This window comes from Nocardioides sp. (genome assembly GCF_031397825.1).
GTDB lineage: Bacteria > Actinomycetota > Actinomycetes > Propionibacteriales > Nocardioidaceae > Nocardioides.
On sequence record NZ_JANNML010000031.1, the window covers coordinates 25,336 to 46,343 of the forward strand.

The following is a 21,008-nucleotide window of genomic DNA, read 5'->3' on the forward strand; positions in this document are numbered from 1 at the left end:
TGCAGCACCCACAAGGAGATCGCCATGACCCCCACCCCGGACCACAAGCGACTGACCCTGGTCGTCGTCGGCCACGGCATGGTCGGCCACCGCTTCGTGCAGGCGGCGATCGAGCGCGGGCTGACCGAGACCTACGACGTCGTCGTCGTCGGCGAGGAGTGCCGCCCGGCCTACGACCGCGTCGCCCTCACCTCCTTCTTCGAGGTCGGCGCCGAGGAGCTCTCGCTCCTTCCCGGCGGTCGGTACGACGACCCGCGGGTGCGCCTGGTCACCGGCACCGAGGTCACAGGGCTGGACCCCGAGACGCGCACGGTGCTGCTCGCCGACGGCGAGGTGCTCGACTACGACGAGCTGGTCCTGGCCACCGGCGCCACGCCGTTCGTGCCGCCGATCCCGGGCAAGGACCTTCCCGGCTGCTTCGTCTACCGCACGATCGAGGACCTCGAGGCGATCCGGGAGGCCGCGGCCGGCGCGACGGTCGGCGCGGTCGTCGGGGGTGGGCTCCTCGGCCTCGAGGCTGCCAACGCCCTGGCCCAGCTCGGCCTGGAGACCCATGTGGTCGAGATGGCGCCGCGGCTGATGGCGGTGCAGGTCGACGACGCCGGTGGCGCGATGCTGACCCGCCACATCGAGAAGCTCGGGCTCACGGTGCACACCGGCGCGGCCACGGAGGCCGTCCTCGGCGAGACCCACGTGACCGGCCTCGCGCTGCGCGGCGAGGAGCCCATCGCCGCCGAGGTCGTCGTGTTCTCGGCCGGCATCCGTCCCCGTGACGCCCTGGCCCGTGCCGCCGGTCTCGACGTCGCCGAGCGCGGCGGGGTCCTGGTCGACGAGCAGTGCCGCTCCTCCGACGCGCACGTCTGGGCGATCGGCGAGTGCGCGGCGCCGGCCGGTCGGATGTACGGCCTGGTCGCTCCCGGCTACTCCATGGCCGAGGTCGTCGTCGACGCCCTGCTCGGCGGCCCCGGCGCCTTCACCGGCGCCGACATGTCCACCAAGCTCAAGCTCCTCGGCGTCGACGTGGCCTCCTTCGGCGACGCGCACGGCACCACCGAGGGCGCGCTCGAGCTGGTCTTCGCCGACGCCGTCGCAGGCCACTACAAGAAGCTCGTCGTGAAGCAGAACCCCGACGGGGACGGCACGATCCTTCTCGGCGGAATCCTCGTCGGCGACGCCTCGGCGTACGGCGTCCTGCGCCCGATGGTCGCCGCCGACGGCACGAGCGGCATCGAGCTGCCGGCCAACCCGGAGGACCTGATCCTCCCCGCCAGCCGGGGCGCGGTGGAGATCGGCCTGCCCGACGAGGCGGTCGTCTGCTCCTGCAACAACGTGACGAAGGGCGAGATCCTCGCCAGGGTCTCGACAGGCTCGACCGACGACGAGCGCGACGACGAGCCGTGCAGCGACGCCACCTGCGTGACGAGGTGCTCGGGAGCCGGCAGCACCTGCGGGTCGTGCAAGCCGACGGTGAAGAAGATCGTGGAGGACCACTTCGCCTCGCACGGCTTGATCGTCGACCGGAGCCTGTGCGAGCACTTCGGCCTGACCCGCCAGGAGATCTTCGACGTGGTCGCCGTCCACGGCTACACGCGCTTCGACGACGTGATCGGGGCCCACGGCACCGGCCGCGGCTGCGACATCTGCAAGCCGGTCGTCGCCTCGGTGCTCGCCTCCCAGCTCGGCGGCCACGTCCTGGCCCCGGCCAACCGGCCGCTCCAGGACACCAACGACGCCTACCTCGCCAACATCCAGAAGAACGGCACCTACTCCGTCGTCCCGCGCATCCCCGGCGGCGAGATCACCGCCGAGAAGCTGATCGTGATCGGCGAGGTCGCGCGCGACTTCAACCTCTACACCAAGATCACCGGCGGACAGCGGATCGACCTCTTCGGCGCCCGCATGGAGGAGCTGCCGCTGATCTGGCGCCGGCTCGTCGACGCCGGCTTCGAGTCGGGCCACGCCTACGGCAAGTCGCTGCGCACGGTGAAGTCGTGCGTCGGGTCGACCTGGTGCCGCTACGGCGTGCAGGACTCGACGTCGCTGGCGATCATGCTCGAGGAGCGCTACCGCGGGCTGCGCTCGCCCCACAAGCTCAAGGGCGGCGTCAGCGGCTGCGCCCGCGAGTGCGCCGAGGCGCGCTCCAAGGACTTCGGTGTCATCGCGACCGAGAAGGGGTGGAACCTGTACGTCGCCGGCAACGGCGGCGCCAGCCCGGTGCACGCCCGGCTCCTCGCCGGTGACCTCGACACCGAGACGCTGGTGCGCTACCTCGACCGGTTCCTCATGTACTACATCCGCACCGCCGACCGCCTCCAGCGCACCGCCCCCTGGGTCGACGGCCTCGACGGCGGTCTCGACCGGGTCCGCGAGGTGGTCGTCGAGGACTCGCTCGGCCTCGGCAGCGAGCTCGAGGCGGCGATGGACGCCCACGTCGACGGCTACTTCGACGAGTGGGAAGCCACGCTCGAGGACCCCGACAAGCTGGCCCGCTTCGTGTCGTTCGTCAACGCGCCCGGCACGCCCGACCCGCACATCACCTTCCGCGAGGAGCGCGACCAGATCGCCCCGGCCGACTCCGACGGTCCCGTGGTCCTCGGCGCGACCATCCCGGTCGGTGCCCCCACGGCAGCTGCGGCGGTGGCCCGATGACGACGACGAGCCCGACCACCGACGGCGACCCGACGACGTACACCATGGTGTGCCGCCTCGACCAGATCGAGCGCGAGGGGGGCGTCGCCGCCCTGGTCGGCGGGGCTGCGGTGGCCGTCTTCCGGACCTACGACGACGAGGTCTTCGCGCTCGACAACTACGATCCTTGTTCACGGGCCTCGGTGCTGGCCCGTGGCATCGTCGGCACACGGGGGGACGTCCCGTTCGTGGCGTCGCCGATGCACAAGCAGGCGTTCGACCTGCGCACCGGGCACTGCCTCGACGACGCGGCGGTGCGGGTCACGACGTACGACGTGCTGGTCGGCGATGACGGCCAGGTCCTGGTGGGAGGCGTGAGATCGAGCAGCTAGACGAGAACCCGACGGCGTCCCTGACCGGTTTCCGGATCGGGGTCACGGCCGCGCGCAAGGTCGAGGAGCAGGTCCAGCTCTTCGAGCGTCGGGGAGCCACCACGGTCTGGGCGCCCGCGCTGTCGCTGGGCGCCAACCACGTCGACGACGCGGTGCTGCGCGCTGCCACCGACGACGTGCTGAGCCGCCCCATCGACGTCTTCCTGGCGACGACCGGCATCGGGATGAAGGGCTGGTTCGCCGCGGCGGAGGCGTGGGGCATCCTCGACGACCTCCTGGCCGCGCTGGGACGGGCCGAGATCCTCGCCCGCGGGCCCAAGAGCGTCGGCGCGCTGCGTCGCCGTGGCCTGCGCGAGCTGTGGTCGCCGGCGTCGGAGGAGTTCGAGGACGTGCTCGAGCACCTGCGCGGGCGTGACCTCACCGGTCTGCGCATCGTGGTGCAGGAGCACGGGCAGTCGCTGTCGATGGTCGCCCACGCGCTGCGCCGCCGGGGTGCGGACGTGACGACCGTGACGGTCTACCGCGTCGTCGCGGCCGAGGACCCCGAACCGATGTTCCACCTGATCGACGAGATCGCCGACCGGGCCGTGCACGCGGTCACCTTCACCTCCGCGCCGGCCGTCGCCGCGCTGATGGACGCCGCCGGGTCGACCGGGCGACGCGAGGAGGTCGTGGGCGCGTTCCAGGCCGACGTGATCGCCTCGTGCGTCGGGCCGGTGACGGCGGCCGCGTTCGAGATGTGGGGGGTGCCGACGATCTATCCCGAGCGCTCGCGGCTGGTCGCGATGGTCAAGCAGCTCGAGACCGAGCTGCCGTCGCGCTCGTCCGGCCTCAGCTTGGAGGTCGCCGGTCACACGCTGCTGCTGCACGGCGACGAGATCCTCCTCGACGGGGCCGAGGTCAAGCTCTCGCCGGCACCCTGGGCGGTGCTCCAGGCGCTGCTGGTCAACCCCGGTCATGTCGTGTCCCGTCGCGAGCTCCTCACCGCGCTGCCCTCCGGCATCGCCGGCTCCGAGCACGCCGTGGAGATGGCGGTCGCGCGACTCCGGGCGGCGATCGGGACGCGGATGATCCAGACGGTCGTGAAGCGCGGCTACCGACTGGCGGTGAGCACGTGAACGAGGCCGGTCTGCGCCCGCGGCTCGTGACCGTCGCGCACGGCACCCGCAAGAGCGGTGGCAACGAGGTCGCCCGCGAGATCACGGTCGCCGCCGGCCTCGCGCTCGGCACGGAGGCGGTCTGCTCCTACGTCGAGCTGTCCGAGCCGCTCTTCGAGGACGTCGTCGCGGCGGACGCGACCCCCACGGTCGTCGTACCCCTCTTGCTCTCCACCGGCTTCCACCTGCGCCAGGACCTGCCGCGCATGGCCGGCGGCGCCGCGGGGCCGCTCGTCCTCGGCCGGCCGCTCGGTCCCCACCAGCTGGTCGCGCAGGCCCAGCTGGACCAGCTCGCACGCGTCGGCGCCCGGCCGGGTGACGGGAGGCTGGTGCTCGTGGCGGCCGGCTCGTCGGACCCCCTCGCCACCCGTGACCTGACCCGCGCCGCCGAGCTGCTGGGTCGGCTCTGGGGCTCGCCGGTCGAGGTGGCGACACTGTCGGCGCTGGGTCGTCGGCCTGCCGAGGTGGTGCGAGCCGGCGATGTCGTGTCGCCCTACCTCCTCTCGCCGGGCTTCTTCGCCGACCGGGCCCGCTCCGAGTCGCTCGCCGCCGGGGCAGCCGTCGTCGCCGACGTCATCGGTCCGCACCCGCTCGTCGTCGACCTGGTCGTGCAGCGCACCGGTGCGCTGGAGAGCGTGCGGCAGACCGCCTGAGGTCGGTGTTCGGTCCGCGTGGTCGCCGTCGCCGTCGTCAGCCGGTCGTGTGCCGCTCGCAGCGCCGGGCCGCGGTCTCCGGCACACGACGCGAGCACCGAGACAGCCGCATCCGGACGCGCCACCGGTCGTGTGCCGCTCGCAGCGCTGAGCCGCCGTCTCCGGCACACGACCCGACCACGCCGCGCGGCCCGAGCGGCATCACCCCCGGTCGAGGTCCAGCGCCTCGGGGGTGTGCAGCCGCACCATGAAGCGCCGGGTGTGCGCTGGGACCCGGCTCGCGGTCACCTTCGACACCACGATCATCACCGCGAAGGCGAGGGGCACGCTCCAGGCAGCGGGCTGCTCGAGGAGTACGACGGGCCACCCGGTCGCGGATCCCTCCAGGAGCGTCCACATCACCCCGGCACCGGAGCCCAGGCCGCCGGCCAGCATGCCGCTCACAGCCCCGACATCGGTCAGCCCGCGCCACCAGATGCCCAGCAGCAGCAGGGGACAGAAGGTGGAGGCCGCGACCGCGAAGGCGAGACCGACCGCGCGGGCGACCCCGATGCTCGGCACGGCCAGCGCGATCGTCAACGGCACCAGGACCGCGACGACGGCAGCGAGCCGGAACGCGGCGACGCCCGAGAGACGTCGCCCGCCGAGCACCGTGAGCGAGCGGCCCGTCACGTCCTGGCTGATCACGCCCGCGACGGCGATCGCCAGGCCCGACGAGGTGGAGAGGAACGCGGCGAACGCCCCCGCGGTCACCAGTCCCGCGAGCAGCTCGCCGCCGATCCCCGGGACCATCAGCCGGGGGAGCTCGAGCACCAGCACGTCGGAGCGGCCCGACGCGGCCAGCTCGCCGGCGTACACGCGACCGAGCGCGCCGTAGACCGGTGGCAGGACGTAGAAGATGCCCAGCAGCACGAGGACCACCAGCGTCGTGCGACGGGCGGCGCGACCGTCGGGGTTGGTGTAGAAGCGCACGACCACGTGCGGCAGGCCCATCGTGCCGAGGAACGTGGCGATGATCAGCGAGTAGGTGAGGTAGAGGCCCTCGGAGCCGCCGCTGGCGAGCGGCACGGACCACGAGTCGTCGGCCGGCATCCGGCTGCCGGGCGTGCCGTCGCCGACCCACACGATGATCAGCACCACGAGGGGGAGGAGGAGTGCGGTGAGCTTGAGCCAGTACTGGAAGGCCTGGACGAAGGTGATGCTGCGCATCCCGCCGGAGGTGACGTTGGCGAGGACGACCGCGCCGACGATGACGGGGCCCACCCAGGTGGGGGCCCCGATCGCGGCTCGGATGGTGAGGCCCGCGCCGTGGAACTGCGGAAGCTGGTAGTGCCAGCCGATCGCCACCACCATCACCGAGCAGGTGGCGCGGACCCGGCGTGAGCCCAGGCGGGCCTCGGCGAAGTCGGGGAGCGTGTAGGCCCCGCTGCGGCGTAGCGGCGCGGCGACCAGGACGAGGAGGAGGAGGTAGCCGGCCGTCCAGCCGATGGGGTACCAGAGCATGTCGGCGCCGAAGGTCAGCACCAGGCCGGCGACGCCGAGGAAGGACGCGGCGGAGAGGTACTCACCCCCGATGGCCGAGGCGTTGAGCGCCGGGCGCACCGACCGGGAGGCGACGAAGAAGTCGCTGGTGGTGCGCGAGAAGCGCAGCCCCCACGTGCCGATCAGCAGCGTCGCCAGGGTCACGAGCACCACGGCGACCAGGCCGGTGACGGTCTCGGTGCTCATCTCAGCGCTCGATCTCGCCCAGCAGGTCCGCGAAGTCGCGCTCGTTGCGCTCGGCACGACGGACGTAGCGCCAGCCCAGCAGCACCAGGAACGGGTAGACCAGGCCGCCCAACAGCAGCCAGGCCAGCGGGATCCCGAGCAGCGTGACGTCGGAGAGCCCGGGCACGACCCGGAAGGCGAGCGGCAGCGACCCGACCGTCACGACCAGCACCAGGATCGTCCGGGCCGCGAGGCGCAGCTGCTCGCGCAGCAGCGAGCCGAGGTAGACCGAGCCCAGCCGGGTCTCGTCGTCGATGTCGCCCGTGCGGGTGCGGGGGGCGTGGCGCCGCGGCGGACCGGTCACCCGGACCCGCTCGGGCCGGGGTCCCTCGGTCACGGCGTTCTCACCGCGCTCTCATCCGCCGGCCCGCTTCAGCAGCAGGTCACGCAGCTCGCGCGTGTGCCGGCGACTGACCACGAGCTCGGCCAGCCCGCCAGGACCGGGACCGCTCACGACGACCGAGCAGCGCCCGGCATCCATGCGCACCTCGCGGACGTGGGCGAGGGACACCAGCAGCGAGCGGTGGATCCGCACGAAGCCGGCGACGCGCCACTCCTCCTCGAGCGTCGACAGCGCCACCCGGACCAGGTGGGAGCCCTCGGCCGTGTGCAGCCGGGCGTAGTCACCCTGCGCCTCCACGTGCGTCACGTCGGCCCGGTCGACGAACCGGGTCACGCCGCCACGCTCGACCGGGATCTGGGTGCTCTGCGCCGGAGCGGGAGCCCGCTCGCTGCCCTCGACCACGCGTCGTACGGCCTCGGCGAGGCGGTCGGCGCGCACCGGCTTGAGGACGTAGTCGACCGCGCGCAGGTCGAAGGCGTCGACCGCGTGGGCCTCGTGGGCGGTCACGAACACGATCGGCGGCGGGGTCTTGAAGCGTGAGAGCACCTGGGCCAGCTCGAGCCCGGTCAGGCCGGGCATCTGGATGTCGAGGAACACCACGTCGACGTCGAGCTCGTGCAAGGTGCGCAGGCCCTCGGCCGCCGAGTCGCAGGTGATCACCTCGCCGATGCGCGGATCCCGGGCCAGCAGGTAGGCGAGCTCGTCGAGAGCCGGCCGCTCGTCGTCGACGACGAGCACCTTGAGGTCGGTGGTGGGGCTCATCGCTGCACGCTCATGCCTGGACTCCGGGGGCGAACTTCGGGACGCGCACGATCACCTTGGTGCCGGCGCCGGGGGCAGTCTCCACCACGAGGCCGAAGTCGTCACCGAACGTGTTGCGCAACCGGCTGTCGACGTTGCCGAGCCCGACCGAGTCGAGGGCGGCGTCACCGGCCAGGGCTCGTCGTACGCGCTCGGGGTCCTCGCCGACGCCGTCGTCCTCGACCTCGATCACGCACTCCTGCCCGCGGTCGAGCGCGACGATCCGCACGTGACCGGCACCCTCGACGTTGGCCAGGCCGTGGCGCACGGCGTTCTCGACGAGGGGCTGGATGCACAGGAACGGTACGGCGACCGGCAGCACCTCCGGCGCGATGCTGAGCGTCACGGTGAGCCGATCACCGAAGCGGGCCTGCTCCAGCAGCAGGTAGCGCTCCACGGAGCGGAGCTCCTCCGCGAGCGTCGTGAAGTCGCCGTGGCTGCGGAAGGAGTAGCGGGTGAAGTCGGCGAACTCCAGCAGCAGGTCGCGGGCCCGATCGGGGTCGGTGCGCACGAAGCTTGCGATCGCGCCGAGCGAGTTGTAGATGAAGTGCGGGCTGATCTGCGCCCGCAGCGCCCGGACCTCGGCCTCGATCGCCCGGGTGCGCGACGCGTCGAGCTCGGCGAGCTCGAGCTGCCCCGACACCCAGGTCGCGACCTCGTCGGCGGCCCGTGCCAGCCCGGCGGTGGAGTAGGGCGCGAAGGCCTGGAGGGTGCCGACGATGCGCTCCTCGACGACCAGCGGGCTCACCACCGCGGTGCGGATCGGGCAGCCGCTGTCACCACAGGTCAGGTCAGGCCGGTCGAAGACCCGGGTGGCGCCGCGCTCCAACGTGGCGGTCACCAGCGCGTCGGTCTGGTTGCGGTGGTGGGCACCCGTGCCGTCCCAGGCCAGCGCCGTCGCGGTGTCGGTCAGCGCCATCGCGGGGGTCCCGAGCAGGGAGCGCAGGTGCCGGATCGAGCGCTCGGCCGACTCGGCCGTCAGCCCCCGGCGCAGGGCGGGTGAGGCCAGGGAGGCGCTGTGGAGCGTCCGGAAGGTCGCTCGATCGGCCTCCGTGCCGAGGTGGGTCCGCCGCCACGCGCGCATGGGGGTCATCGTGCACCACCCGGCGACCCCGCAGGCATCTCCTCAGCGGAAGTCGATGAGCAGCATCCCGCTGTCGTCGTCGGTGGGCGGTGGGATCGGCACGGTGTCCTCCCCCTGGTCCTGGCCCTCCAGGTCGAGCCCGGGTGTCTCGGGACGGTCGAGGACCTGGGCGCGCAGGCAGCGGGTCAGGTAGGGCAGCTGCATCCCGTCCATGCCGCGGCCGTAGTCGTCGTAGAGCGCGAGCACCTCGGCGAGCTTGGCCGCGCGGGCCTCCTCGTCGAGGCCGATGACGTCGGACCTGGAGGCGACGAGGTCCTGGATGGAGTGCCGGTCGACGGTCTGCCAGTTCTTGAAGCTCTCCACCGTCGGCTGGTCGAACTGCGTGGCTGCGACCAGCACCGCCAGGGAGTTCTGCTCGGACGGCGGGGTGGCGATGATGCGCCCCAGCTTCTTGACCCACGGGATCCGCTCGTCGCGGGCGTTGAAGACGACCGCGAGGTGACCGCCCGGCTTCAGCACGCGGGCGATCTCGGGCAGCGCCCGCTCGTGGTCGAACCAGTGGAAGGCCTGCGCGGCGACCACGACGTCGTAGGAGCGGTCGGGCGCGGGGATGTCCTCGGCCCCGGTCACCGACGTGCGCACCTCGGGCAGCCGTGCGCGGAGCACGTCGAGCATCGCGACGTCCGGGTCGGTGGCGTGCACGTCGTGGCCCAAGCCCACCAGCTGCCCGGTCAGCTTGCCCGTGCCGGCTCCGAGCTCGAGCACCGTGAGGGGCTCGGCGGAGGTTGCCCAGGCGACGGCGTCGCGGGTGTAGGACGGGCGGCCGCGGTCGTAGACGTCGGCCACGCTGCCGAAGGATCGGGCGGCGCTGCCGGAGCGGGAGGGTCGGTCGGTCATCAGGTCGAGGTTACCCGCGGATAGCCTTCGACCGTGGCTTCCGATCCCCTTGCGTGGCTGGTGTCTCTCGAAGGCGTCCCGTCCGCCTATGCCGCCGCCCGCGACGGCATCGACGTGATGCTGCGCGACCGCGGCCTGCGACGAACCTCGCCCGAGACCACGGCCGAGTCGCTGCTGCGTGGGGCGCAGGCCAGCGCGGTGCTCGAGGGGTCGTCCTCCACCCTGGCGCAGGTGCGCGAGGGTGCCGGCGACGACATCGCCCAGGACTCCCTGCGGGTCTCGACCGAGCTCCTCTCCCTCGCCCCGCTGATGGCCCGCTCGCCGCTCCAGGCGCTGGCCCGGCTGCACGCGCTCGCTGCGGCCTCGTTGCCCGACGACCGCCGCGGCCGGCCCCGCGACGACGAGTCCTCGGCGCGGCTGCGCGACATCTGCGCGCTGCTCACCCGCCCGACCGACGCGCCCGCGCTGCTCGTGGCCTCGCTGATCCACGCCGAGCTCATCACCGCAGCCCCCTTCCCCTCCCACAACGGCATCGTGGCGCGCGCTGCGGAGCGGCTGCTGCTCCTCTCCCGCGGCGTCGACGAGAAGTCGCTGGTCGTGCCGGAAGCCGGGCACCTGGCGCTCCGCCCGGCGTACGAGTCGAACCTGCGCGGCTACGCCGAGGGCGGCGCGGCCGGCATGCACGCATGGATCCTCTACGGCGCCGAGGCGTTCGCCGCCGGCGCCGAGGCGAGCCCGTTGCGGCGGGCGGCGGACTGAGCGGAGTCTCGAGCGCACGTGCAGGTGGCGCCCGAATCTCACTGGACTCGAACGCCACCGCTGACACGTGGGCGCTTGGCTACCAAGCGTGCATCGCCAACTGCTGCTCCGGGAATGTCCCGGAAGACAGCGCCCTGTAGGAAGGGAGATCGCCGCGTGGGTACCCGGCTCACGTGCTGCTCTTGAGTTGTCCTTCTCCCCTGTTCTACGCCGCTTTGCCCAGCCCTACAAGGGTTGACATTTGGCCTGGGGACGAGGTGGGCGTGGCTTCCTGACGTCGTACGACGGCACTCAGGCGCCGAGGCGACGCTTGCGTGCGTTGACCCACAGGACGCTGCCGACCGCGGCCGCGCCACCGACCGCGAGCACGGCCAGGGTGGGCTTCGCCGGGGGCAGGCGCAGGCCGTTGCCGAGGGCCACGGGCTTGGTGAAGACCAGCACGGGCCAGCCGTTGGCGGCGGCCACCTTGCGCAGCTCGCGGTCGGGGTTGACCGCTCGCGGGTGCCCGACGACCTCGAGCATCGGCACGTCCGTGATCGAGTCGCTGTAGGCGAAGCACTCGGCCAGGTCGTAGCCCCTCTCCTCGGCGAGCTCGCGGATCGCCTCCGCCTTGACCTCCGCGTAGGCGTAGTAGGAGATCTCGCCGGTGTACTTGCCGTCCACGATCTCCAGGCGCGACGCCACGACGCGGTCGGCGCCGAGCAGCTCGCCGATCGGGTCGACGAGCTCGCTGCCGGAGGCAGAGACGATGACGATGTCGAGCCCGGCGGCCCGGTGCTCCTCGATGAGGGAGACCGCCTCGTCGTAGACCAGCGGGTCGACCACGTGGTGCAGGGTCTCGGCGACGATCTCGCGCACGGTGGCGACGTCCCAGCCGGCGCACAGCTGCGACATGAACTGCCGCATCTTCTCCATCTGGTCGTGGTCGGCGCCACCGACGAGGTAGACGAACTGGGCGTAGGCCGAGCGCAGCACGGCGCGTCGCGAGATCAGCCCTCCGGCCTGGAAGGGGCGGGAGAAGGCGAAGGTGCTCGACTTGGCGATGATCGTCTTGTCGAGGTCGAAGAAGGCCGCGGTCGGCGCCATGCGTCCATCGTAGGGGGCGCTCCACGCGCCACCTGGCATCCACAGGCTCCCGGCCGGGCCGGCTCCTCCACAGGCTCCGCCCAACAGGGGTTGGGTTGTCCGTCCTCCAGGGGACGCTCCTGGTCATGACTGCACCCATGTTCGTGACCCGAGACGAGACCCTGCTCGACGAGCTCCTGCGGCTCGCTGCCGCCGCCGGCATCACGCCGGACGTCGCGCGCGACTGCGCCGCGGCCCTGCGCGGGTGGAGCGGAGCGCCCCTGGTGCTGCTGGGGGCCGACCTGGCCGTGGAGATGGCCCACATCTCGCCCGCCCGCCGGCCGGGCGTCCACGTCGTGGCATGGGGCGGCGTCCCCGACGAGCTCTTCCGCACCGCGCTCGCCGTCGGCGCCGAGGACGTCACGGAGCTGCCGCGCTCGGACACCTGGTTGATCGAGACCCTCACCGACCTCGGTGACGACACCCCGTCGCGGGGCATCGTGCTGGGCGTCGTCGGGGGCTCGGGCGGTGCCGGCGCCACCACCTTCGCCTGCGCGCTGGGCCAGATGGCGGCGGAGCGGGGCCCGGCGGTGGTGATCGACTGCGACCCCCTGGGTCCCGGGGTCGACCGGGTGCTGGGCGTCGAGGCCTACGACGGCTTCCGCTGGGATGCGCTGTGCCAGACGACCGGCCGGCTCAGCGGTCGGGCCCTGCGCGAGGCGCTGCCTCGTCGCGGCGCCCTCGGTGTCCTCTCGTGGTACTCCGGCTCCGCCGGCACCCTCCAGCCCTTCGCCGTACGTGAGGCGCTATCGGCCGCGGGCCGTGGCCACGACGCAGTCGTCCTCGACCTCCCGCGCTCGCCCCAGCCGGTGGTCGACGAGATCGTCTCGCGCTGCGACCTGGTGCTGATGCTCGTGGTGCCCAGCGTGGCCGGGGTCGCGGCCGCGGCGCGCACCTGCGCCCGCTTCGGTGCGCCACCCCAGCTGCGGCTGGTCCTGCGTGGCCAGGGCCTGGCGGCACGCGACGTCAGCCGGGCGACCGGGGTGCCGGTCGTCGCCGAGATGAGCGACCAGCGGGGGCTGGCCGAGGCCATCGACCTCGGGCTCGGGCCGATCCGCTCGCGTCGCGGGCCGCTCGGTCGGGCCGCCACCGGGGTGCTGCAACGCGTGACCGTGATGGGTCAGGCGGCGTGACACTCCCAGCCGGAGCGGTCGAGCAGGTCCGCGACCGCCTGGCCCGCGCCCCCGGCGACCTCACGCCCCACCGGGTCGCTGAGGCGCTCCGGGCGACCGGCCGCCCGGTGGGGGACGCCACGGTCCTGGAGGTCTACGAGAGCCTGCGCCGTGACGTCGTCGGGGCCGGCCCGCTGGAGCCGCTGCTGCGGCTGCCGGGGGTCACCGACGTCCTCGTCAACGGACCCGACCAGGTGTTCGTCGACCGGGGAGCCGGGCTCGAGGACACCGACGTGCGCTTTCCCGACGACGAGGCCGTCCGGCGCCTCGCCCAGCGACTCGCCGGCGCCGGTGGACGCCGGCTCGACGACGCGACGCCCTACGTCGACCTCCGCCTGGCCGATGGCACCCGCTGCCACGCGGTGCTGGCCCCGGTCTCCCGCCCGGGCACCGTCATCTCGTTGCGGGTCCCACGCCGGCGGGTGTTCACCCTCGAGGAGCTCGTCGCGACGGGCTTCCTGACCGAGCAGTCGGGCCGCTTGGTGGACGCGATCGTCCAGTCCCGGTTGGCGTTCCTCGTCAGCGGAGGCACAGGCACGGGCAAGACGACCCTCCTCGCGGCACTGCTGTCGCGCGTCCCGGCCCACGAGCGGCTGGTCCTGGTCGAGGACTCCTCCGAGCTCCGCCCCGACCACCCGCACCTCGTGGGGCTCGAGGCTCGACCGGCCAACGTCGAGGGCTCGGGCGGGATCGACCTGCGCACCCTCGTGCGCCAGGCGCTGCGCATGCGCCCCGACCGGCTGGTCGTGGGAGAGGTGCGCGGCGGGGAGGTCGTCGACCTGCTCGCCGCGATGAACACCGGACACGAGGGAGGCTGCGGCACCCTGCACGCCAACTCGGCGCTCGACGTGCCCTCGCGGGTCGAGTCGCTCGCCCTCGCCGCCGGCCTCGGGCGCGAGGCGGCGCACAGCCAGCTCGCGTCCGCCGTCGACGTGGTCCTCCACCTCGTGCGTGGTCGCGAGGGTCGTCGGCGGCTCGCCCAGGTCGCGGTGCCGGTGCGTGACCGCGCCGGTCTCGTCATCATGAGCGCGGCCGTCGACATCGCCGCCGACGGCTCGACCGTCGCGGGACCTGCTGAGGACAGGCTGGTCGACCTCCTCACGGTCCGCGCGCCGTGACCCTCGCGGCCACGCTCACGGTCGGTGCCGCGGTGCTGGCCGTGTGGCTCGTGTCGGCACCGCCGCCTGGGCCAGCGCCGCAGCCGGTATCCCCTGCCGTGCGGCCGGCGTCGGGGCCCCGTGACCTGCTGCGGTGGCGTGGGCTGGTGGCGCCGGGCGCGGTCACGCTCTGGCTGGCGTCCGGGACCGCCCTGGTGCTCGCGCTGCTCGCACTGGCCGTGGTGGTTGGTGCGGGGCTCCTGCTGCGCGCCCGGTCGCGTCGGCTCGCCGGACGTGACGCCGGCCAGCGGGTCCTCGAGCTGTGCGAGCACCTGGCGGGCGACCTGGGTGCCGGCCAGCCGCCCGGTGCCGCCCTGGAGCGGGCCGCGGTGACCTGGCCGGCGCTGGCGCCGGTCGCCGCCGCCCACAGGATCGGCTCCGACGTCCCCACCGCGCTGCGTGAGGTCGCCCAGCAGGCCGGCACCTCCGACCTCCGGCTGGTCGCGGCCGCGTGGCAGCTGACCCACCGCACGGGCGCGGGGCTCGCCGACGCCATCGACCGGGTGGCCCAGGACCTCCGCGCCGCCCACGCCACCCGGCGGATCGTCGACGGGGAGCTCGCCTCGGCCCGAGCGACGTCTCGGCTCGTTGCGGCCCTGCCACTGCTCGCGCTGGCGATGGGCTCCGGTGCCGGCGGCGACCCGTGGGGCTTCCTCCTCGGGCACCCGGTCGGGCTCGCGTGCCTCGCCGCGGGGTTGGCCTTCGGCTTCGCCGGCCTGTGGTGGATCGAGGCGATCGCCCGCGGCGTGGAGCGGGCCCGATGAGCTGGCTGAGCGCGCTGGCGGTCGCGCTGGCGACAGCGCTGCTGCTGCCGGCCGGACCACGCTGGGAGCGACCGGTGCCTGGGCCCGGCCGCCCGGTCCCGGACGACGGTGGCCGGATGCGTCGGCACCGCTGGCTGCTGGCGCTGCTCGCGGGCCTCGGTGCGTGGCTGTTCGTCGGAGGGACGCCGGGCCTGGTCGGTGGCGTCGTCGTGACGGTCGTCGCGCAGGTCGTCATCGGGCGGGCCGAGTCACCACAGGCGCGCCGCGACCGCGAGGCCACGCGCCGCGAGCTGCCGCACGTCGTGACCCTGCTCGCCGCAGCCCTGCGGGCCGGCGTGGCGCCCGCGGAGGCGGCGCGACTGGTCTGCCGTGCGCTGCCCGGTCCGGCCACCACGCGGCTCGACCGCTCGGTGGCCCGGCTGGAGCTGGGGGCCGACCCTGCCGAGGTGTGGTCCCAGCTCGCGCAGGAGCCCGGTCTGGCCCCGCTCGGGCGGGCGCTGTCGCGCTCCCACGAGACCGGTGCCTCCGTCGTCACCGCCGTGGAGCGGCTCTCGGACCAGCTGGCCCGGGAGGCCCGCGGTGACGTCGAGGACCGGGCCCGTGCCGTGGGCGTCAAGGCGGCGGTGCCGCTGGGCCTGTGCCTGCTGCCGGCCTTCCTGCTGATCGGCATCGTGCCCTTGGTCGCCGGCCTGATGAGCTCGTTCCGATGGTGACCGCCGGCCACCAGCCGTCCACAGGCGAGCTCCCGACCGCGCTGCCCACAGGAGCGTCGGAGGCAGGACGCGGATGTCCCCGCCGCGGCGCAGTCTCGTCCTGCGCGGCCACGTCCGGTGGCCACGCCAGACCCGAAGGAGACCACCATGACCGCGACCCCCCCGACCCTCCGCGCTCGCCGCTCTCGCCGCTCTCGTCGCCCCGGTCGGAGGGCGTTGGTGCTCCGGTCGGAGCAGGGCATCACCACGGCCGAGTACGCCGTCGGCACGGCCGCCGGTGCCGGCCTGGCCGGCCTCCTCTACAAGCTGCTCACCGGGGGCTTCGGCGACAAGATGCTCAAGACCCTCTTCGACCACGTCCTCGGCCTGCTGGGCATCGGATGACCCGTGCCGTCCGACGTGAGCGAGGCGCCGTCACGGCCGAGCTGGCCCTCACGCTGCCGATCCTCGTGGCGGTGACGGTCGGCCTGGTCTGGCTGCTCGCCGTCGGCGCGGCCCAGGTGCGCGTCGTCGACGCGGCCCGCGAGACCGCCCGCAGCGTCGCCCGGGGGGACGAGACGTCCGAGGCGGTCAGCCGCGGGCAGCAGGTGGCACCCGACGGCAGCTCGGTCACGGTGACCCGGCAGGACGGGCGTGTGGTGGCGGTGGTGACCGGCGCGGTCGCCGGGCCCGGTGGGCTCTTCGACTTCCTGCCCGAGGTCCGGGTCAGTGCCGAGGCGGTCACCCTCGACGAGGGGGAGGCACCGTGACGCGCTGCCGGCGCGCCGGGTCCGTGCCTCGACGCGATGCCCGCGGTGCCGTCACGTTGCTGGTCGTCGCCCTCGCCGGGTTGCTGCTGCTCCTGGGCTCGGCGCTGGGCGTGGTCGCCGCGCTGGTGGTGGCGCACCGCACGGCCCAGGCCGCCGCCGACCTGGCGGCGATCGCCGGGGCCACCGCGCTCCAGCGTGGCCGCGATCCGTGCGCCACGGCGGCCGACGTGGCCGCCGGCAACGGCGCCAGCCTCACCGCGTGTGCGGTCATCGACCGTGACGTCCTGGTCGACGTGTCGGTCACCGGGCCACGGTGGCTCGGTCAGGACGCCGACCTTCACGGACGCGCACGGGCCGGGCCGGCCAGAGCGGGTCCCGCGAGTGTGGGTCGTCAGTAGGGCCGGCGGTCCGGGTCGTTCTCGTCGATGTCGCGGCGGCGCTCGGCCTCCGCGTGCTCGAGCTTCTCGGAGAGCTCGTCGATCTTCTTGGCCTCGCGACGCTTGGCCAGCGAGCGCTTCGCACCGAACTTCGAGATGGCCAGGCCCCACAGGACGGCGACGCCGGCGCCGACACCGAGCAGGAACAGCGTCAGCGCGCCGACCTCGGTGCCGAGCAGCTCGATCTGACCGACCGTGGTCTCGGCAGTGAACACGGCAGCGACGACGAGCAGCGCGCCACCGGCTACGAGGAGCAACCCCAGGATGAACATGGTGCTGAGGCTACTCGGATCCGGCGCCCGCGCGCCTCCGGGACGGGCGCATGGTCAAGCGTGTCCGAGCAGCACGTCGAGGAGACGGAGGGCGCCGACCTTGTCGAGCGGGTTGTTCTGGTTGCCGCACTTGGGCGACTGGATGCAGGACGGGCAACCCTCGGTGCACGCGCAGGACGCGATGGTCTCGCGCGTCGCGCCCAGCCAGGCGCGGGCGGCGGCGAAGCCACGCTCGGCGAAGCCGGCGCCACCGGGATGGCCGTCGTAGACGAAGACCGTCAGCATCCCCGTGTCGCCGTGCAGGGCGGTGGAGACCCCGCCGATGTCCCAGCGGTCGCAGGTCGCGAAGAGTGGGAGCAGCCCGATGGAGCAGTGCTCGGCGGCGTGTGCGGAGCCGGGCACGTCGGCGGTCGCGAGGCCGGCGCCGATGAGCAGGTCGTCGGGCACCGTCCACCACACCGCGCTGGTGCGCAGCGCCCGCTCGGGCAGGTCGAGCAGCTCCTCGCCGATCACCTCGCCACTGGGTTGACGGCGCTTGAGGTAGGACACGACCTGGTGCGAGACGTCGACCTCACCGAAGGACAACCGGCAGCGACCCCAGGCCTCGTGCGAGCGCTCGGCCACGATGGAGATGTCGGTGATCTCGCGCGCCGAGGTGGAGTAGCCCGGATCGGCGCGGCTCATCACCGCGACGTGCTCGTCGAGGTCGAGCGTCTCGACCAGCCAGGTCTCGCCCCGGTGGACGTAGACCGCGCCCTCGTGGGCCTCGCTGTGCGCCCGTCCGCCGTCGACGGTGCCGATCACGCGACCCGTCTCCGACTCCACCAGCTGGATCGGGGACCCGCCGGCGGAGCGGATGTCGGTGAGGTCTGCCGCACGCCGACGGTCGGTCCAGAACCAGCCTCGCGGTCGGCGGCGCAGCAGACCCGCGGCGACCAGGCCCGCGACGACGTCCGCGGCGGTGTCGCCGAAGAGGGGGAGGTCGGCATCGGTGAGCGGGATCTCCTGGGCGGCCGCGCACAGGTGGGGGCCGAGGACGTAGGGGTTGTCAGGGTCGAAGACCGTGGCCTCGACCGGCTGCCCGAACAACGCGTCGGGGTGGTGCACGAGGTAGGTGTCGAGCGGGTCGTCGCGGGCGACCAGGATGCCGAGGGCGTCCTGGGCCTCCCGACCGGCGCGGCCGACCTGCTGCCAGAGCCCGGCGCGGGTGCCGGGGAAGCCGGCCATCAGCACCGCGTCGAGACCGCTGATGTCGATGCCGAGCTCGAGGGCGTTGGTGGCGGCCAGACCGATCAACGAGCCGTCGCGCAGTGCGTGCTCGATCGCGCGGCGTTCCTCGGGCAGGTAGCCACCGCGGTAGGCAGCGACCCGGCCGGGCAGGGACGGGTCCACCTCCGCGAGCAGGCCGGCTGCGGTCATCGCCACCTGCTCGGCGCCGCGGCGCGACTTGATGAAGGCCAGCGTGCGCACGTCCTCGGCGACCAGGTCGGCCAGCAGGTCGGCGGTCTCGGAGGAGGCGGCGCGCCGCACGGGCGCGCCGTTCTCGCCGGCGTAGGACGTGAAGGGCGGCTCCCACAGCGCGAGCGACACCTCGCCCCGTGGCGAGCAGTCCTCGGTGACGGCTGTGACCGGCAGCCCGGTGAGCCGACCGGCGGCCGTCTCGGGCTCGGCGACCGTGGCGGAGGCCAGCACGAAGGTCGGGTGGGCGCCGTAGTGGGCGCACACCCGCCGCAGCCGTCGCAGCACCTGGCTGACGTGGGCCCCGAAGACCCCGCGGTAGTGATGGCACTCGTCGACGACGACGTAGCGCAGGGAGCCGAGGAACGCCGCCCACCGTGCATGGCCCGGCAGCAGCGAGCGGTGCAGCATGTCGGGGTTGGTCAGCACGTATTCGCCGTGGTCGCGTGCCCAGTCGCGCAGGTCGTGGCTGCTGTCGCCGTCGTGCGTCGTGACGCGTACGTCGAGCCCCAGGGAGGTGAGCCCGGAGAGCTGGTCCTGCGCCAGGGCCTTGGTCGGTGCGAGGTAGAGCACGGTCGCGCCGCGCTGGCCCCGGCTCCCGCGACCGTCGCGGATCGCGGTGAGGGCGGGCAGCTGGTAGGCCAGCGACTTGCCCGACGCGGTGCCGGTCGAGAGGACGACGTGCTGCCCGGCGTGCGCGGCGTCGGCCGCCTCCACCTGATGGCGCCAGGGCTGGTCCAGCCCACGCGCCAGGAGGGCCGCGCGCACGTCGTCGGCGACCCACGACGGCCACGGCGCGTGCACGGCTGCTCGCGCCGGGAGGGTCTCGAGGTGGGTCAGCCGGTCCTCGCGGCCGGGCACTGCGGCCAGGCGTCGTAGGGTCTCGGATCCGCGGCGAGCGCGGGAGGAGGCCGTCGACGTCATCCGTCAACTCTCTCAGGGACGACCGACATCGAAGCCCGGGCGCCTCAGCGGGACTCGGTGAGAGCCGGTCTGAAACCCCCGTGCCGCGCCATACTCTTTACTTCTTTGTGCAGGTGAGCGGCGGGCGTGGTTTCATATTCCAGTCCAGGTGTGCGGTGGGAGCCTGGACCTCGGAACTGATGACCGCCTCATGGGAGAGAACGTGGACCTGACTCTTGACACGCGCGAGGTCGGTGGTCGCACCATCGTGGCCGTCGGCGGGGAGATCGACGTCTACACGGCGCCCAAGCTGCGTGACCGCATCACCGAGCTGGTCGCCGAGGGCGTCTACGACCTGGTGATCGACATGGAGGCCGTGGAGTTCCTCGACTCGACGGGCCTCGGTGTCCTGGTCGGTGGGCTCAAGAAGGTGCGCGCGCACGACGGCTCGTTGCAGCTCATCTGCAACCAGGACCGGTTGCTCAAGATCTTCCGGATCACCGGTCTCGCCAAGGTGTTCGTGATCCACGAGTCGGCCGAGGCCGCCCTGGCCTGAGTGCCCCCGCGCCGCCCGTCACCGTCAGGTGCCGGGCGCTTCGCCATGCCCCGGTCCGGCGACACGCCGACGTGGCGTGGGTCACACCTCCTGCCCTGCTGAGCTGAAGGCGTGCGTAGACTCCGGCTCGTTCCGTGACCTGAGCCACACTCTGGCTCGCACTCATCTCGCAGGAGGACGCACATGGCCGGGATCACTCCCGCTGTCGTGGACCTCTCCGGCGGCAATCTCGTCCTGGTCATCGTCGTCGCCCTGATCGCGCTCGGCGCGCTCGCGATGGCGTTCATGTTCCGCCAGGAAGTCCTTGCTGCCGGTGAAGGCACCGCCAACATGCAGAACATCGCCCAAGCCATCCAGGAGGGCGCCAACGCCTACCTGACGCGGCAGTTCAGGACGCTGGCGATCTTCGCCGCCATCGCGTTCTTCGCACTGCTGGCGCTCCCCGCGGACGAGATGTCGGTCCGGATCGGCCGCTCGATCTTCTTCCTGGCCGGGGCCGGCTTCTCCGCCGCCGTCGGCTACCTCGGCATGAACCTCGCCGTGCGCGCCAACGTCCGGGTCGCCGCGGCGGCCAACGAGCCGGGTGGCCGCGAGCCGGCCATGACGATCGGCCTGCGCACCGGTGCCATGGTCGGCATGCTCACCGTGGGCCTCGGCCTGCTGGGCGCCAGCATCGTCGTCCTGCTCTTCCGGGACCAGGCACCCGACGTCCTCGAGGGCTTCGGCTTCGGTGCCGCGCTGCTGGCCATGTTCATGCGTGTCGGCGGCGGCATCTTCACCAAGGCCGCCGACGTCGGGGCCGACCTGGTCGGCAAGGTCGAGCAGGGCATCCCCGAGGACGACCCGCGCAACGCGGCGACCATCGCCGACAACGTGGGCGACAACGTCGGTGACTGCGCCGGCATGGCGGCCGACCTCTTCGAGTCGTACGCCGTCACGCTGGTCGCCGCGCTCATCCTCGGGTCGCAGGCGTTCGGCGACAAGGGCCTGGTCTACCCCCTGCTCATCCCGGCCATCGGCGCGCTCACCGCCGTCGCGGGTGTCTACCTGACCCGACCCAAGGTCGGCGAGAGTGGTCTCACCACGATCAACAAGGCGTTCTACCTCTCCGCCGGCATCTCCGCGGTCGCGTGCGTGCTCCTGTCGTTCGTCTACCTGCCGACCAGCTTCGCCGAATTCGAGGGCCTCGGCACCAACACCCTCGAGCTGATCTCCGGCGCA

General features: G+C 73.2%; 22 protein-coding genes. 14 read left to right on the forward strand and 8 right to left on the reverse strand.

All coding sequences use genetic code 11. The features are described from left to right. The first annotated feature begins 24 nt into the window (after window positions 1-24). From nirB to RMN98_RS02375, 4 genes are read left to right on the forward strand one after another with little or no spacing between them, the layout of a single operon-like run. A complete protein-coding gene (nirB, locus tag RMN98_RS02360; protein ID WP_309647199.1) occupies window positions 25-2,649 on the forward strand; it encodes a nitrite reductase large subunit NirB in 2,625 nt (874 codons plus the stop codon). Next, complete coding sequence (nirD, locus tag RMN98_RS02365; RefSeq protein ID WP_309647200.1) at window positions 2,646-3,020, forward strand: nitrite reductase small subunit NirD; 375 nt, start codon at window positions 2,646-2,648, stop codon at window positions 3,018-3,020. The genes nirB and nirD overlap by 4 nt, the downstream gene beginning before the upstream one ends. Next, window positions 3,008-4,138 carry a uroporphyrinogen-III synthase gene (locus RMN98_RS02370; protein ID WP_309647219.1) on the forward strand — a complete coding sequence of 377 codons (1,131 nt, stop codon included), beginning with the start codon at window positions 3,008-3,010 and terminating at the stop codon, window positions 4,136-4,138. Before nirD ends, RMN98_RS02370 begins: the two co-directional genes overlap by 13 nt. Further along, the gene (locus tag RMN98_RS02375; RefSeq protein WP_309647201.1) at window positions 4,135-4,830 is read left to right on the forward strand and encodes a sirohydrochlorin chelatase; all 696 of its coding nucleotides are present in this window, start codon (window positions 4,135-4,137) and stop codon (window positions 4,828-4,830) included. The genes RMN98_RS02370 and RMN98_RS02375 overlap by 4 nt, the downstream gene beginning before the upstream one ends. Before the next feature lie 201 nt (window positions 4,831-5,031). Here the strand turns inward: RMN98_RS02375 and RMN98_RS02380 are convergent, their stop codons facing one another. From RMN98_RS02380 to RMN98_RS02400, 5 genes are read right to left on the reverse strand one after another with little or no spacing between them, the layout of a single operon-like run. After that, entirely contained in the window at window positions 5,032-6,558 is a 1,527-nt protein-coding gene (locus RMN98_RS02380; protein WP_309647202.1) for a cation acetate symporter, read from the reverse strand. Window position 6,559: 1 nt separating this feature from the next. Then, window positions 6,560-6,934, reverse strand: coding sequence for a hypothetical protein (locus RMN98_RS02385; protein ID WP_309647203.1), 375 nt, complete (start codon window positions 6,932-6,934; stop codon window positions 6,560-6,562). A gap of 18 nt (window positions 6,935-6,952) precedes the next feature. Further along, window positions 6,953-7,702, reverse strand: a complete 750-nt coding sequence (locus RMN98_RS02390) for a LytTR family DNA-binding domain-containing protein (protein WP_309647204.1) — start codon at window positions 7,700-7,702, stop codon at window positions 6,953-6,955. Between the two features lie 10 nt (window positions 7,703-7,712). Further along, window positions 7,713-8,825: a histidine kinase gene (locus RMN98_RS02395; protein WP_309647205.1), complete on the reverse strand. Its 1,113-nt coding sequence runs from the start codon at window positions 8,823-8,825 to the stop codon at window positions 7,713-7,715. A gap of 42 nt (window positions 8,826-8,867) precedes the next feature. Continuing rightward, the gene (locus RMN98_RS02400; protein ID WP_309647206.1) at window positions 8,868-9,722 is read right to left on the reverse strand and encodes a methyltransferase domain-containing protein; all 855 of its coding nucleotides are present in this window, start codon (window positions 9,720-9,722) and stop codon (window positions 8,868-8,870) included. A 33-nt stretch (window positions 9,723-9,755) separates the two neighbouring features. On the opposite strand from RMN98_RS02400, the gene RMN98_RS02405 reads away from it, so the two are divergent. Then, a complete protein-coding gene (locus RMN98_RS02405) occupies window positions 9,756-10,481 on the forward strand; it encodes an oxidoreductase (protein WP_309647207.1) in 726 nt (241 codons plus the stop codon). Window positions 10,482-10,772: 291 nt separating this feature from the next. Here RMN98_RS02405 and RMN98_RS02410 read toward each other — a convergent pair whose 3' ends face one another. Then, entirely contained in the window at window positions 10,773-11,567 is a 795-nt protein-coding gene (locus RMN98_RS02410) for an HAD family hydrolase (protein ID WP_309647208.1), read from the reverse strand. A gap of 125 nt (window positions 11,568-11,692) precedes the next feature. Here RMN98_RS02410 and ssd point away from each other — a divergent pair, with 125 nt between their 5' ends. The 7 genes from ssd (at window position 11,693) to RMN98_RS02445 (ending at window position 16,559) form a co-directional block, all read left to right on the forward strand. Then, the gene (gene ssd, locus RMN98_RS02415) at window positions 11,693-12,739 is read left to right on the forward strand and encodes a septum site-determining protein Ssd (RefSeq protein WP_309647209.1); all 1,047 of its coding nucleotides are present in this window, start codon (window positions 11,693-11,695) and stop codon (window positions 12,737-12,739) included. Beyond that, window positions 12,736-13,896, forward strand: a complete 1,161-nt coding sequence (locus tag RMN98_RS02420) for a TadA family conjugal transfer-associated ATPase (protein ID WP_309647210.1) — start codon at window positions 12,736-12,738, stop codon at window positions 13,894-13,896. Before ssd ends, RMN98_RS02420 begins: the two co-directional genes overlap by 4 nt. Beyond that, window positions 13,893-14,699: a type II secretion system F family protein gene (locus tag RMN98_RS02425; RefSeq protein WP_309647211.1), complete on the forward strand. Its 807-nt coding sequence runs from the start codon at window positions 13,893-13,895 to the stop codon at window positions 14,697-14,699. The genes RMN98_RS02420 and RMN98_RS02425 overlap by 4 nt, the downstream gene beginning before the upstream one ends. Then, entirely contained in the window at window positions 14,696-15,412 is a 717-nt protein-coding gene (locus tag RMN98_RS02430; protein WP_309647212.1) for a type II secretion system F family protein, read from the forward strand. Before RMN98_RS02425 ends, RMN98_RS02430 begins: the two co-directional genes overlap by 4 nt. 147 nt (window positions 15,413-15,559) lie before the next feature. Beyond that, window positions 15,560-15,796: a DUF4244 domain-containing protein gene (locus RMN98_RS02435; RefSeq protein ID WP_309647213.1), complete on the forward strand. Its 237-nt coding sequence runs from the start codon at window positions 15,560-15,562 to the stop codon at window positions 15,794-15,796. Continuing rightward, a complete protein-coding gene (locus tag RMN98_RS02440; protein WP_309647214.1) occupies window positions 15,793-16,161 on the forward strand; it encodes a pilus assembly protein in 369 nt (122 codons plus the stop codon). Before RMN98_RS02435 ends, RMN98_RS02440 begins: the two co-directional genes overlap by 4 nt. 23 nt (window positions 16,162-16,184) lie before the next feature. Next, the gene (locus RMN98_RS02445) at window positions 16,185-16,559 is read left to right on the forward strand and encodes an Rv3654c family TadE-like protein (RefSeq protein ID WP_309647215.1); all 375 of its coding nucleotides are present in this window, start codon (window positions 16,185-16,187) and stop codon (window positions 16,557-16,559) included. Here RMN98_RS02445 and RMN98_RS02450 read toward each other — a convergent pair. Both RMN98_RS02450 and RMN98_RS02455 read right to left on the reverse strand, forming a co-directional pair. Further along, window positions 16,553-16,870 (reverse strand): hypothetical protein, encoded by a 318-nt coding sequence (locus tag RMN98_RS02450; protein ID WP_309647216.1) that lies wholly within the window; start codon window positions 16,868-16,870, stop codon window positions 16,553-16,555. The genes RMN98_RS02445 and RMN98_RS02450 overlap by 7 nt on opposite strands. 54 nt (window positions 16,871-16,924) lie before the next feature. After that, window positions 16,925-19,252: a DEAD/DEAH box helicase gene (locus tag RMN98_RS02455; protein WP_309647217.1), complete on the reverse strand. Its 2,328-nt coding sequence runs from the start codon at window positions 19,250-19,252 to the stop codon at window positions 16,925-16,927. Window positions 19,253-19,454: 202 nt separating this feature from the next. On the opposite strand from RMN98_RS02455, the gene RMN98_RS02460 reads away from it, so the two are divergent. Both RMN98_RS02460 and RMN98_RS02465 read left to right on the forward strand, forming a co-directional pair. Next, the gene (locus RMN98_RS02460) at window positions 19,455-19,787 is read left to right on the forward strand and encodes an STAS domain-containing protein (RefSeq protein WP_091111217.1); all 333 of its coding nucleotides are present in this window, start codon (window positions 19,455-19,457) and stop codon (window positions 19,785-19,787) included. 183 nt (window positions 19,788-19,970) lie between these two features. Then, the coding region (locus RMN98_RS02465; RefSeq protein ID WP_309647218.1) for a sodium/proton-translocating pyrophosphatase at window positions 19,971-21,008 on the forward strand (1,038 nt) is incomplete at its 3' end.